Annotated in this window: 10 protein-coding genes; 5 read left to right on the top strand and 5 right to left on the bottom strand. The window is 62.6% G+C overall.

The window, feature by feature from the left end; translation table 11 throughout:
* Window positions 1-137: 137 nt before the first annotated feature.
* The 4 genes from EWE75_RS22680 to EWE75_RS22665 all read right to left on the bottom strand — a co-directional run bounded on the left by EWE75_RS22680 (window position 138) and on the right by EWE75_RS22665 (window position 5,570).
* On the bottom strand, window positions 138-428 hold the full coding sequence (locus tag EWE75_RS22680; protein WP_130160348.1) for a UvrB/UvrC motif-containing protein: 291 nt from the start codon (window positions 426-428) through the stop codon (window positions 138-140).
* Window positions 429-671: 243 nt separating this feature from the next.
* Window positions 672-1,778, bottom strand: a complete 1,107-nt coding sequence (locus tag EWE75_RS22675; protein ID WP_130160347.1) for a pectinesterase family protein — start codon at window positions 1,776-1,778, stop codon at window positions 672-674.
* A 2-nt stretch (window positions 1,779-1,780) separates the two neighbouring features.
* Window positions 1,781-2,797 carry an alpha/beta hydrolase gene (locus tag EWE75_RS22670; protein ID WP_231708528.1) on the bottom strand — a complete coding sequence of 339 codons (1,017 nt, stop codon included), beginning with the start codon at window positions 2,795-2,797 and terminating at the stop codon, window positions 1,781-1,783.
* A 31-nt stretch (window positions 2,798-2,828) separates the two neighbouring features.
* The gene (locus EWE75_RS22665; protein ID WP_231708529.1) at window positions 2,829-5,570 is read right to left on the bottom strand and encodes a TonB-dependent receptor; all 2,742 of its coding nucleotides are present in this window, start codon (window positions 5,568-5,570) and stop codon (window positions 2,829-2,831) included.
* Between the two features lie 588 nt (window positions 5,571-6,158).
* Between EWE75_RS22665 and EWE75_RS25200 the strand changes: the two genes are divergently transcribed.
* The 5 genes from EWE75_RS25200 (at window position 6,159) to EWE75_RS22645 (ending at window position 12,825) form a co-directional block, all read left to right on the top strand.
* Window positions 6,159-6,299, top strand: coding sequence for a hypothetical protein (locus tag EWE75_RS25200; RefSeq protein WP_165388499.1), 141 nt, complete (start codon window positions 6,159-6,161; stop codon window positions 6,297-6,299).
* A complete protein-coding gene (locus tag EWE75_RS22660; RefSeq protein ID WP_130160343.1) occupies window positions 6,289-10,080 on the top strand; it encodes a LamG-like jellyroll fold domain-containing protein in 3,792 nt (1,263 codons plus the stop codon). Before EWE75_RS25200 ends, EWE75_RS22660 begins: the two co-directional genes overlap by 11 nt.
* A 155-nt stretch (window positions 10,081-10,235) precedes the next feature.
* The gene (locus EWE75_RS22655) at window positions 10,236-11,219 is read left to right on the top strand and encodes an OmpA family protein (RefSeq protein ID WP_231708527.1); all 984 of its coding nucleotides are present in this window, start codon (window positions 10,236-10,238) and stop codon (window positions 11,217-11,219) included.
* Between the two features lie 261 nt (window positions 11,220-11,480).
* Window positions 11,481-12,395 (top strand): hypothetical protein, encoded by a 915-nt coding sequence (locus EWE75_RS22650; RefSeq protein ID WP_130160342.1) that lies wholly within the window; start codon window positions 11,481-11,483, stop codon window positions 12,393-12,395.
* 244 nt (window positions 12,396-12,639) lie between these two features.
* Window positions 12,640-12,825: a hypothetical protein gene (locus EWE75_RS22645; protein WP_130160341.1), complete on the top strand. Its 186-nt coding sequence runs from the start codon at window positions 12,640-12,642 to the stop codon at window positions 12,823-12,825.
* 27 nt (window positions 12,826-12,852) lie between these two features.
* Here the strand turns inward: EWE75_RS22645 and EWE75_RS26200 are convergent.
* Window positions 12,853-12,949 (bottom strand): IS3 family transposase (locus EWE75_RS26200; RefSeq protein WP_345789384.1); only part of this gene is annotated, 97 nt, incomplete at its 5' end.

The following is a 12,949-nucleotide window of genomic DNA, read 5'->3' as shown; positions in this document are numbered from 1 at the left end:
CAGAAGCGTCGAAGTCGGTGCGAAGTGCGATAGGCATGGCAAACTCCAGTCCGTTTGCCATCTTGAATCAAAGCTTACCGCCGCTGGCAAGCCCTTGCGAGTCACGATCATCGAGACTTGGTATTATCGTGCATCCCTCACGCGCCGCGACGGCGCCCGCGCGATGTCCGGCCCGATGTCATGGGGTCGGGCTTGGGCGGCGGCTGCCAGCCTGGCGGGGGCGCCACGCGCTGCTGGCTGGTGCCAAGCCCCATCGCCCCTGGTTGCTGGCGCAGCAATCCCGCGGAATCGGCGTGTTCGGCTTCGCTCGCAGTGGCGCCGCCGCGCATCAGGCTAATCCTGTCGCGGCACCGCTTGGCTTCCTCAAAATCCAACGCCAGCGCGGCAGCTTCCATCTTCTGCTGAAGGCTTTCGATCGTATCCGTCATTTCCGCTGAACGCACGACCATCACCTTAGGCCGCAAAACCGCGTCGAGACATGTGTAGCGGTGTTGGCACATTCGAGACGCCCACATCGCGCCGCGCGGTGGAACCGATTGGCGCTCGGCAGTGGACAGCATGCGGCCGGTACTCAACCCGGTATGGCTGGCATTGCCCGCTGCCGAGCAGCGGCGGTTCCGCCGGCATCTGCACCAGCGCGGAACTCGCCGCATAGTGTCGTTCGGGACGCTTCACTGCGCGTCAGGCCAATTTTCGAAAATGATGCGCTTGATCGGTGCAATTTCGCCAAGACCGTTTGAGGGCATACCGATGTTGCGAGCCTTCGCCCCCGGTCCAGTGGAACCCCGCTCAAAGAACCGTGAATCTTGTGGCCGGAAAACATCGGACATGGTGCCGGAACGCGCCGTGCCCTTCATGGTCGCCCAATGATCGGGCGCGATGTGCGCGTCCAGAAAGCAGTCGATGAACGAGACCTGCCCGATCGCGCGCGGATTGGCATAGCGTCCGTCGGCGAACCGCGTGGTCGGGTGCCACGGCCTTGCGAGAGCGACGGATTTGTCTGGAACGCCTGCCTCGCGTGTCAGTCGGGACCGATAAAAGACGATGCCGACCGGCTGATCCAGGAGCGTCGAGGGGGCGGCGATGAACGATTGGAACGGCTCACCATCCATTGCCGCCGCGCGACGGCGCGACCGGATTTCGGACCGTTCGATCAGGACCATGCCGTTGCCGAAGATGAAATCGATATTGCCCGCAACCAGGCTGTCGGTGATATGAACCCGCTTGCCGTTGGCGAACAGGGTATCCTGATATCCCATCAGCGCGCTTTTTCGGATGCTGACGCGGTCACTATGAATATCGGCCAGAAGCGCGACTGCCTGGGGGTTGCCGATCTTGCGCGTGTCGTCGTCAGGCAGCACGTCGTTCGCGAGATAGTCATAGTCGTTCTCGATCGTCATCGCCGAGACAATCACATCGCTAGCGTCGATCGTCAGTGTGGCTGAGCCCGGCGTACCCCAGCCACCGCGATGATAGGCGCCCGATGTCTGGGCGACGGCATCGAAGTGCAGCTTCGTGCGCGCCGCACCGCTTCCGATCAGCCTGACCTTGTTGCGCGAGATTGTTACTTTCTCGCGAAAGGAACCCTGCCCCACGCGAATCGTGATCCATCCCGTGCCCGTGTCGCGGTTCGCCTCGGCGGACGCGGCACCGAGCGATTCAAAGCAGTGGCTCGCGCCGGCGCAGGCCTGGCTGACCCTCAGCTCAGGCGTCGCGGCCCAACCCGCGCTTGCGAACGTCCCGGCGAGCAGTCCGGCACAGGCAGAGATCAATCGCATCTTCATAGCTTCGCCTTGTGCGCCTGATCGGCATCGACCGCCCGTAGAAAGGTTGTGATCAGGCTGACCGCCTGATTTAGATATGGGTCGAACAGCCAGAAATCATGGGGCGCTTTGGTATAGGTGTAGATGGAGGTTCGGATACCGTTACGGTGCAAGACCGACAAGACGCGCTCGCGCCCGGCGGTAAAGCGCGGCGCCCCACTGCTGATGATGAGCGTCGGTGGCGACGAAGCGCCGACATGACTTGCCGCGCTGGCGGCCCGCCACAGGCCGGGCGCTTGTTCGAACGAGCCGCCGAGCCATTGCGCCAGCGGTGACGCCGGCCCGGCTGCATTCTCGTATTGCAGGGCCAGCGGGTTCGTCGCGTCGAGCACCCCGTCCAGGTCGATCAGCGCGTTTGGCGACAGCCGCGCAGTGCTGCTCGCGGGCGAAGCACCACCATATGCGAGCAGTGATGCCATTTGCCCGCCCGAGGAGGCGCCGCCGATCGCGATACGATCGGCCCGAAGGCCATAGCGCGGCGCGTGTTGCTGAGCCCAGGCCATTGCATCGGCGATGTCGTCCATACCCGCCGGATAAGGCTTTTCGGGCGTCAGACGATATTCGGGCAGGAATATGGTGAAGCCGCGCTGTGCCAACAGATTGGCGAGCGCGTAGAAATGCGCCTTGCTCCCCGACCGCCACGCACCCCCATGAACCAAAACAAGTCCTTGTCCGATATTCCTGCGCCGAGCCGGACCAAAGACGTCGATATGCAAATCCCGATCGCCGACCGTCTTATAGACGAGGTCGAATGCCAGGGTCTGGCCGGTCTGTGGCGCGATCACGGGCAGCGCGATTCCGGGATATTGTGATCGGTAGCCCTCGAAGCGGCGCGCCACCGTATAGCTGTCGTCAATGGCGCGATTCGCAACCGCCGGGCCGGCAACGCTCAGCAACAGTGCTGCGATCATTTTGAGATTCTTCGTGATCACCCTCGCGCCGTCCTCGTTCGGATTTTGATGTGAAAGGGCCAATGGCGTTGGCTCGCCAATGGCCCGCTTCACCTCAGAACTGGTAGCGCGCGCCGGCGAGAATGGTGCGGCCGGTTCCCGTGTATTCACGCGTGAGGTTCTGGGTCCCATCGCCGGTGTCGAAATAGCGTTCGCGCTGGTTGTTGATATTCACACCCTGAAGATTGAGCGCCCACCGCTTGGTGACGTTCCAGTAAGCAGACAGGTCGAGCTGGGTAGACCCGGCCTTGCGCGCCTGCAGGTTTCCATTACCCGCCGGAGTGCTGATCAGATAGTCGTCGCGATGGTTCAGCGAGGCGCGGATGCCCAGCGTGCCGGTATCGTAATAGGCCGTTACGTTCCAGGAATTCGGCGATAGTCCTGTCGAATCCCGAGCATCGACATAGGTATAGTTTGACGCGACGCCGAACGCTGCCAGGCTTTCGCTGAATATCGAGAACGGCACATTGGCAGTCAGCTCTATGCCTTTAACGCTATTGCCATTTGGCGTGTTGACCACCGTAGCGAACGTGTACGGAACCTTTGCCGGATCGGCCTGATAGGCGGGGCTGTAGCGCGGATCTGCATAGATCGCCGCCCAATATTGCTGCGGCACGGCTTGAGTGACGATGGCGGTTGTCAGTGAGCTGATGATGTCCTTGTAGAATACCGCAGCACTGAGCAGGCCGCCCTTCGCGAAATACCACTCTACCCCGAGATCATAATCGTTGGACTGATAGGGTTTCAGATAGGGGTTGCCGAGTCCGCTGACCGTCCTGGTATCGTAGCCGAACGTTGGCCCAGCGATGTTGAGGGCGCTGAGCGAGGGACGGGTCATCGACCGCGCGTAGGCGGCACGCGCCAACAAGCGCGGTGTGAAGTCGAGCACGACGTTCACGGACGGCAGCCAGTTCCCGTAATCGTGATCGACCCGCACCCCCGAGCCAGCGAGTATCGCACGGGAATCGACCCCGGTTCGCACATAGCGCGTGCCGGCGTTCAATCGCAGCGCCATCGAGCCGAGATCGAAGCGATCGTTGAACTCGATATATCCGCCTGTCGTCTTCTCGATAACCTGCCAGCCAGCGCCGACATTGTCGATATATTGGTTCGAGATCAGCCCGGACTGCGCAATCTTGTCGAAGTCGATCACGGCGAATGTTGGCAGCCCGCCGTCGATGACTCCAGAACCGAAATGCGGAATCGGAAATGCCGTCATATATTGGGAGACGGGCTTTATCGTGGGGCTGGCTCCGTTTGCCTCGCCATATCGCACGAGGCGGCGATTGAACGCGAAGCCTGCCTTCAGCGAAAGGTCACCGCGGTTGAAAGTTAGATCCCCTTTCGTCGTGAAATTGTCTTTCACGATGGAATTCAGTCGGTTCGCTGCGGTCAGCGCATCGGTGTAATTGCTCGCGGCGTTGGGGTCGTAAGTGCCGAACGAAACCTGCGGGACGTCGACGCTGCCGGTGTAATCATACGAATAGGCATGCGGAATCGAATGCAGGTAGAAGCGCAGTTCGTCACGATTTGCTGAATCCCGCGCTGTCCCGACAAGCATCTTGAACGATAGGCTATCGGTGATCTTGTAGTCGAGATCGCCGACATATTGCTGGAATGTGGAGGTCGAACTCTGATGACGGTTTTCGTACCAGGAGGTGACGTCGTTGAACGTGCCGGCGATCAATTCCTTGCCGTTTGGCGACACGGTGAACGCCACGGGGGTTTGCCCGACCTGATTGCCAGCCGGGCCGTGTGTGAGCAGCCATTCCATCGAATTGTAGTTGAAGCGATCGTTCTTCAGCCGCGAGTATAGCGCGCTCGCCGTGATCGTGATGCGGTCGATCGGCTTGATCTGCAGCGCACCCGACAGGCCGAGACGGGTTTGATCGTTGCCGAAGAAGTCCGCGCGCGGCAGGCGTGGCGCATAGAGGCAGTCGAGTGGATCGGCCGCGCCGCACGGCTTGGGCGTGCCGGTGACCTTAGGATTGGTGTCTGCCCAGGAATCCCCGTTGACCTGCGGGCTGGTCCAGAGGACGCTGGAGCGGCCCTCCTGGTATACCGTGCGCTTTGAGTAGGCGGCGGACAGCAGCAGCCCGACCTTGTCATCAAGGAAGGTCTTGCTGAAAACAGTTGCGATGCGCGGATCAACCTTACGCGTAACCGTATTATAGCTTCCCTGCCCCGACACGACGACGTGGGTGCCCGGGCGGTCGAACGGCCGGCCGGAATAGAGGTCGATCGTGCCGGCGATACCGCCTTCCTCGATCGAGGCGCGTTGCGTCTTTTGCACATCGATACGGTTGAACAGCTCGGAGGCGAAAACGTTGAAGTCGAAGCCGCGGCTCGAGTTGACGGTGAAACCGCCGGAGTCGAGACCGTCGGTGCTTGCCGGCACCTCCATGCCGTTGAGCGTCGTGCGGGTGAAATCGGGCGCGAATCCGCGGAGTGTGATGTTGCGACCCTCTCCGCCTTCGCGGCTGATGGCGACGCCGGGGATGCGCTGGATCGATTCAGAAAGGTTGAGGTCGGGCATCTTCGCCATATCCTCGGCGAGGATCGACTCGGTCAGGTTCGGCGCCGCTTGCTTCAAGTCGAGCGCTTTGCGCAGGCTGGACCGGAAGCCGGTGACGATGATGTCGCGAGCCGTGTCTGACGGCAGACTATCGGCGCTCGCGGTCGTTGTCGGCGCGACCGGAACGGCGGTGTCCTGCGGCGACGCGAGTACCGACTCTGAAGCCGGCGCGGGCGTCACCGGCGCGGTCTCCGCAAATGCCGCAGTCGGCAACAGCGACATGATCGCCACCGTAACGATCGACGCGCCGCTCTGTAGCTTCAAGCTCTTGGAAAACGTGGTCATTTCTCATCCCCCCTGTCCGTCGCGTCTCGGCGCGACTGCATTGACACCGATTGCATGCTGGACCCGAGTCCGGTGGCCAACATGGTTCGCGGAAAAGAAGAAATGCGCTGTCAGCGAGCACTCCTCTCCTCCTCGACGGATGCTCTGTGGCGGTCTCGTCGTGGTTCCGAAATGTCGCTTTCGGTAACCGGTGTCAACAGGATTTTTCATGTGCGCGATTGGATAGGCCCAGGTTACGCGCGGGGCTGGCGGTTCGGCGGAGATCATTACGGGTATGGCACTGGCGACGGGCGAGAGTGATGTGGCCCCTTTCGGACCTCATCTCCTCGCCGGCAGCGAACATCTCTCGCCAATCGACAGATATCCATTGCCGACGAAACGAGCGCACCGCCTCTTGCTCGTGACACCGGTTTCCCATACCAGAAGGGATATCTGCCCCCGGACGGTTACCAAGGGAATAGCGGCACATACGGTTTCACAAAGTCGGGGAAGGCCGAGCATAGGGTCGCCGACGGGAGAGAGATAATGGCTACCTCCAAACATCCCGATACCGTGGCCACGGCGAAGGCGGCCGGAAGCTACACCGTCATCATCCCCGTCGCCGGCATCGCGGTCGGCGTCATCCATTTCCTCTCGCCCAGATTGGCCCGTCTCGATGCGCTTTGATCTTCGTTGCGCGAGCCTGCTCGCGATTGTCGCTGCTACCCCCGCCACCGCCCAGGACGCCGCCGGATTGCTGTTCCACGTATCCGCCGACAAAAGCCTGACCGCCGACACTGCGGTCGGAGACCCTGTACCCAATTTTCGCAGCAACGTGACGATCGTGCGCGACGGCGCGATCGGCGGCGCGGCGCGCTGGGCCGATGACGGCTATGTCGCATGGCTGGCACCGGGCAACATGCGTGCGCAGCGCGGCACGCTGAGCTTCTTTTGGCGCGCGCGTGAGCCGCTCGGCGTCGCGCCGTTCGTGATCTTCCGGGCCGGTTTCGCCGACCATAGCAGTTGGGACATGGCCTTCCTGCGAATCGACTGGAACGGCCACGGCTTTGACGCATTTGTCACCGACGCCAACCTATCGCGTATCCGAGTGTCATGGACGACCCCGCAGACGCCGTCGCCCGATGGATGGAAGCACATCGCCTTCGCCTGGGACGAGACCAAGGGCGTCCAACTCTACATTGATGGCAAGCTGGCGGTCCGCAAGGATCAGGTTGCCGATCTCGACTCGGGGCTCGACCAGTTCGGTCTCGCCGGGCGCGTGATGTCGCCGCACCAGGTGCAGAGCCGTTACAATTATATGCGCGGCAGCGATGTCGATGATATCCGCGTTTATGACCACATGTTGCGCGCCGAGGACGTGGCCGTGCTCGCCGACAAACATGAACCCGCGCCCGTTGCGGCGCTTGCCGAAGCGGCACCGCGCCGGACCGCGTGGCTGCACCGCTATGGCTGGGACAAGACGCTGCCGCCTTTGCTCGACGCGCCGGTCACCAGTGTGCGCAAGGTCGAATTCTCTGACGCCAAAGATCTCAAGGAGTGGATGTGGAAGGGCGTCGACGGCATCGCCGAGACGACCTGGCCCGGTGTCTACAACCGTTCGCGCCTGCCCGGCCGCGATGACTATTTCGAACTGCCCGACTGGAACGTTTATGTAGAAGGCGGCAAGCGCTACGACCTGACCGTGCCGGCAGGCGAGCGCTTCAACCGCGTCGAGATCTGCGGCGCGGCTTATGGTTCGCTGCTGTGGTCCAACGGCAGCAAGTCGACCACACTGGCCACACGCGCCAAGGGCATCGTGCGCAGCGTCACCGACGCGCCCGAACGCACGGGCGGCGTGCTCAGCTTCGTCAACACCATGCAGGAGCAGCCGATCCGGGAATTGTGGGCGTATGACGTTCATGCCGGCACCGAACCGGCGGGCACGTTCAAGCTGTCCTACACCGTCGATGCCAGTGCCTCGACCAAGATCGCCTCGCTCGCCTCGCTCGAATCGTTCATCACTGGGCGCTACGCTCCCGACGAGCGCAGCATGGTCGTCGCGCTGCCGAGCTCGGGGATCAAGGCGGCGGTCGGCGCCGCCGCCGCCGGTGCCGGCGCCCCGGCACAGGCGCGTGCGCCCGGCCTGCCGATCGTCCATATCCTTATCCCGGCCAGCCTCGGCGATGCGTACCCCGATAAGCCGCTCGCCCGCGCGTTCGATTACGGCTGGCAGAATGTGCATGACGGCCTCGACGGCATCGCGATCGATCTGCCCGCGCTGAAGGGCAACGGCCTGATCCCGCTCAACATACGCGTGAAGGATCCGATCTGGCCGGCGCGCGACATGATCGACCTGTCGGTCACCGTCCGTCCGGGTGAGGCGCGCACGCTCTGGCTCGACCTGCGCGACCGTATCCTGTCGAACGACAGCCTGTATCTCAGCATTGCTTCGGGCGAGCCGAACTTCGACGCAACAGCGCTCAACGGCGCCAAGATCCGCCTGGTGTTCAAGGACCGCGCAGCCGCGTTGCCCGAGCACATCGCCGACCGCTTCAACCAGGTAAAGGACAATTGGGGCTATCTGGTCGAGGAGCACACCGCTTCGAAGCGCGAAGCCTTGTATGCTCGTGTGTTCGGCGACATCACCGATCTGCTGCGCGTCGATCCCGACAATGCCGACGCCCGCCGCTATTGGGCCGACATCGACTATCGTCCCGAGAATCTGCCGCCCTACACCCAGCCGACCGCGCCGACCGGCGTACCGCTGTGGGCGTTCCGCCAGCTCGAGGACCTCAAGCTCACTCGGCACTTTGTCGACTGGTGGATCGATCATCGCCAGGTTCCCTATGGCGATTTCGGCGGCGGCATCTCCGACGACACCGACCTCACCCAGCAATGGCCCGGCCTCGCGCTGATGGGCGTCGAGCCCGACAAGATCAACGCGTCGCTGCGCGCGCTGGCGGACGCAGCGTACAAGAACGGCATGCGCGTGAACGGCCTCGGGTATATCACCACCGACGAGCTCCACGCCTATGAGGAAGGGCTCAACTCCGACGCCGAGCGGCTCTACCTCAACTGGGGCGAGCCGATCTCGATCGAGCGGCTGATGCTCACGGTCAAGGCGCTGCAAAGTGTGATCCTGACCAACCCCGCCGGCCACATGCACTTCGCCAGCAACTGGTACGGCGGACGCATGATGTACCGCGAAGGCGCATGGGAATGGCAGAAGCCCTACAGCTTCACCGTACTGCACGCACCAATCCTGATCGGCCTCTACAATGGCAATGCGACCGCACGCGGACTCGTCACCGGCGTGATCGACGGCTGGATGGCGCATGGCAAGCAGGACGCCGAAGGGTTGTGGACCTACCCCAATGAGATCAACTGGCGCACCGATGCCGAGCGCGTCGGCGATGGCGGCGGGGTGACGACCTCGCTCCAGGCAAGCTGGGCGGCGTGGCGTTTCACCGGTGATGCGAAATACCTGCGCCCGATCGAGACACGCGCCGCCAAGGGTGGCGCAAACGCGCTCGCCGAGTTCAATGAGAATGCCTTCGCTGCCCTACCCGACGGCACGGCACTGCTCGCCCGCGCGGCCAAGGGCGACGAGGCGTTTGCGCGCTATGCATCTTGGTCGGCGAACGGTAATCTCGACACGCTCGCCAAGCTGCACGGCGAGGCGATGGCCGACAAGGCACAGCACATGATGCTCTATACCGAGGGCCATTGGTGGTCAGACCGCGTCGAGCAGCCCAACGAGATCCTGCAGCGCGAACGGCTCGGCGGCATCGCGCTCAAGCGCAACCAGACCTGGCCGGGCAATACCGTGAGCTGGCGCTTCGCCCAGCCCGGCGGCGCCGAGCAAGTCGCGATCCTGCTGCCCGGCGCGACGCCGACGCGCTTCCGTGTGCTCGGCTACAACACCAGCGCGACGCCGCAGGCCGCGACGATGACCGCGTGGAATGTCACCGCCGGGCATTGGTCGATGACCAGCGGCACCAGCAATGATGCGGGCAAGACACTGACTGGTGCATCGCCGGCAACGCCGATCGATCTGGAGCGAAGCGCCAGTGTGCCGGTCACCTTCGCGCCGGGCGTGATGACGGTGTATGATTTCGTGCTCGTCACCCCGACTGCCCCGGTCGAAACGCGTCCCGATCTCGGCATCGGCCGCGACGATGTCGTCGTGCAGGGGCGGACGGTGAAGATCACCGTGCACAGCCTGGGCTCGGTGCCGGCGCCGCAGGGTCGCGTTTCGCTGTGGCGCGACACAATGCTGGTGAGCGCGCCAGTGCCCGCGTTGCCGGCCCCGACCGATCTGGAACCCAAGACCGCGACCGTCAGGCTGACCATCCCAGCCGGGGTCGATCCCGCCACGCTGCTTGTGCGGGTCGAGTTGGCCGACGGCGCGCCCGAAGTGACGCGGCTGAACAACGCCGTGGCGCTCGCCGACCGTGGATCGGATTGAAGCGGGGCCACGGTCGCGTTGCCTCCTTTACGGAACGGCTGATCCATCACGGGATCCGCTCACGTTGCGACATTGCTCGCGCGCGGTATGTTCGGGCGTCATGTCATTTTGAGAGGTGATCTGTGAAGCTGTCGAGACACACATGGGTTGTCGCCTTGCTCCTTCTTGCCGCATGCGGACACAAGCCGGATAAGGACAATGCCTCAGCCAACGTAGCGGAAGCGGCTACTGGCCAGCCTCTTCCCGATAACGGCACTTCTCCCGCGCCCGCCAAACCCGCCTCTTTCTCGATCGACAGCGTCCCGATTTCCACTGTGCCGCTCGGCAGTTTCCCCTATTTCTCCCTCCCCGACGGCTACAAGCCGATGAATCCGCCCGAGACGCGCGATTTCGGGCATTTTCCGTTCTGGACGGGTACGGAATTGCACGACGTCGAGGGCAAGCTCTTCATGTCGTTCATCGATGCGAAGGACGGAAAGACCTATTCCGACTACGAACTGAAGAAGAACATCGAAGCGGTCTTGAAACAGGCCGGGGCGCAGCAACTCACCGACAGCAAGATTCCGGGCGAGGTGACGGACAAACTGCCCGAGGACGTCAAGGTGGGCATGAACACCGGACTCGGCGATGTGTATAACAATCCGACCGAAACCTGGGTGATCCGACGCCCCGACCGGCAAATCTGGGTCCATTTCGTGAATGGTCGCAACAGCGCGAGCTGGACCATCCTGGAAACCAAGCCCTTCGTCCAGAGCGCCAGCCTGCTCCCCGCCGACGCGCTGAAGCAGGAAATCGACAAGACCGGCAAGGCCGTCGTCCACGTCAACTTTGCCACCGACCGGACCCAGATCCTGCCGGATTCGCAGCCACAGATCGACGCGATCACGACGTTGCTCAAGCAGAGCCCGGATCTCAAGCTCGCCGTCAACGGCTATACCGACGAGACCGGCGCAGTGGCCCATAACCAGTCGCTTTCCGAGGGCAGGGCGAAGGCGGTGGTGACCACTTTGGTATCCGCAGGAATTTTACCGGATCGGCTCAAGGCCAAGGGCTTTGGCGCAACTAACCCGATTGCCGCCAACGACAGCGAGGACGGCAAGGCGAAAAACCGCCGCGTCGAACTGGTGAAATTCCAGTGACGGCGTAGAGACGAATATCGTCAGTACGATCCGTTCAGGACCGCGCGCGGATACACCATTTACAATGTTCCGCGCCGCGCGATCCTCGGCAGCGATGGGGCGGACTATATAGGCGGGCGACGAATCTGGACTGCGTGACGCTGGCGCTTGTCGCGGAACGCCACACCCAATCACGCCTTCCGCATGATCCGTCGAAGCCAATAATTTTATTGAACATCGTCTTTAATCCGATAAACGTTGGCCTCCTGCTTGGAGGAAGCCATGCGTTACGCAATCCTGTTGCCGCCGACACTGATCGCGCTCCTATCTTCGCTCGCCGCCTGCTCCAGTGGGGCGCCCGGCAATGTGACCCAAGCCGACGGCGCGGCGGTTTCGCAAAACGCAACGTCTCTTTCGAAGGACGGCGAAACCGCAGCTACCGCACCTGCCGTACCGGCCTCACCCCCTACCCCGGGCCAGATTCTCGCGGACATCTATGGCCAGAAGGGCGACGGGTCCGCCTCCTATGCGCTCGACGACGGGGCCGTCGTGGAGTTCTGGCACGCGGAAGATTTCACCTTGGACGGCAAGCAGTATTATGCCGCTTTTGCCGATCACGTTTCCAAGGCCGGGCTGGCCGACGGCGCGCCCGAGCCCGAAATGGGCGTCCGGCTGACAACGGCGACCTATGTCGCGGATGTGGTCGACGGAAAGCCGGTATGGAAGCTCTTTCATGCCCAGCCGTCTGACATCGGCAGTTTCGGAGCCTATGCGAAAGCGGATACTGTCGACCGGGAGCGCGCGACGCAGCGATATGTGACGAAAGCCGGCCATCTGCTGTTGGCGATCCCTACCAGCCGCGTTGACGGAGGCGTCAAAACCCTGGGGTACGCGATCCTCTTCTTCGATCCCGCTAAGAGCGACTATAGGGGCTGGCAATATTTCGGCACGGTGCCGGTCGGCGAGGACAACAGCGCGTCCTGCGATGACGAAGGAACCGTCAAATGCGCCGCGAGCAAGGGGACGCTGACATTCGTCGCCCCCCAGTCCGGTACGATCCCGACCATGCGGATCACGATGCAGGGCACCGTCATCTCGGGACCGGGCACGACCAGGGCGCTGGGCGCGGCCGATACCAAAACCTATACGTATGACAACAGGTTCCGGCACTATACGCCGCAACTTCTGGATCGCTGAACCGTGGCAACGGGGTGGCAACACTATCGCCGTCAGCGGCAGTGCCAAACACGCCATTGCCGCGATTTTCAAAGATGCCTGTTGAACACGCATCGGGCAAACCCTTCGAATGACGCCATCCCGATGATGCCATTGCCAACATTGCCATCGGCCAATTGACCGATGTTCAATTAATAAGTACGAGATGCGTCGCCCTGGTGGCCGTCTGTCGCGACGATCGTCACCGCATATGCAGGAGTCAGCGATGCAGGCGAGCGTGATCGACCCGAACGATGACACTGCGGTGGACTGGCCCCAGCGAACTTGGCTGCTGGCCGTCATCGGAGCCTTGATCGGGCTGACGATCAACCGGCTCATCGATACGACATCGCCGATCGGCCAACCCACGCGCTTTGCGCTCGCGACCTTCCTTGCGATCACCGCCTTGTGAGCTGCTGCCGGTCCCATGGACACCAAGTTAGGCTACATGCGCTTGCCGCTCGAAGTCCATGGGGCTGAGATAGCCCAGCGTCGAGTGCCGGCGCGTCGGGTTGTAGAAGCGCTCGATATAATCG

Origin of the sequence: Sphingomonas populi (assembly GCF_004208535.1) — a bacterium.
Taxonomy (GTDB): Bacteria; Pseudomonadota; Alphaproteobacteria; order Sphingomonadales; family Sphingomonadaceae; genus Sphingomonas; species Sphingomonas populi.
Note: the sequence above shows the minus strand (reverse complement) of the source record. Positions and strands in the feature narration are given on the sequence as shown.

Bases quoted from the DNA above. Each gene is read 5' to 3' on its own strand.
- EWE75_RS22650 (WP_130160342.1), top strand. From the start codon at position 11,481: ATGCGTTACGCAATCCTGTTGCCGCCGACACTGATCGCGCTCCTATCT.
- EWE75_RS22665 (WP_231708529.1), bottom strand. From the start codon at position 5,570: ATGTCGCTGTTGCCGACTGCGGCATTTGCGGAGACCGCGCCGGTGACG.
- EWE75_RS22645 (WP_130160341.1), top strand. From the start codon at position 12,640: ATGCAGGCGAGCGTGATCGACCCGAACGATGACACTGCGGTGGACTGG.
- EWE75_RS22680 (WP_130160348.1), bottom strand. From the start codon at position 428: ATGACGGATACGATCGAAAGCCTTCAGCAGAAGATGGAAGCTGCCGCG.
- EWE75_RS22660 (WP_130160343.1), top strand. From the start codon at position 6,289: ATGCGCTTTGATCTTCGTTGCGCGAGCCTGCTCGCGATTGTCGCTGCT.
- EWE75_RS25200 (WP_165388499.1), top strand. From the start codon at position 6,159: ATGGCTACCTCCAAACATCCCGATACCGTGGCCACGGCGAAGGCGGCC.
- EWE75_RS22675 (WP_130160347.1), bottom strand. From the start codon at position 1,778: ATGCGATTGATCTCTGCCTGTGCCGGACTGCTCGCCGGGACGTTCGCA.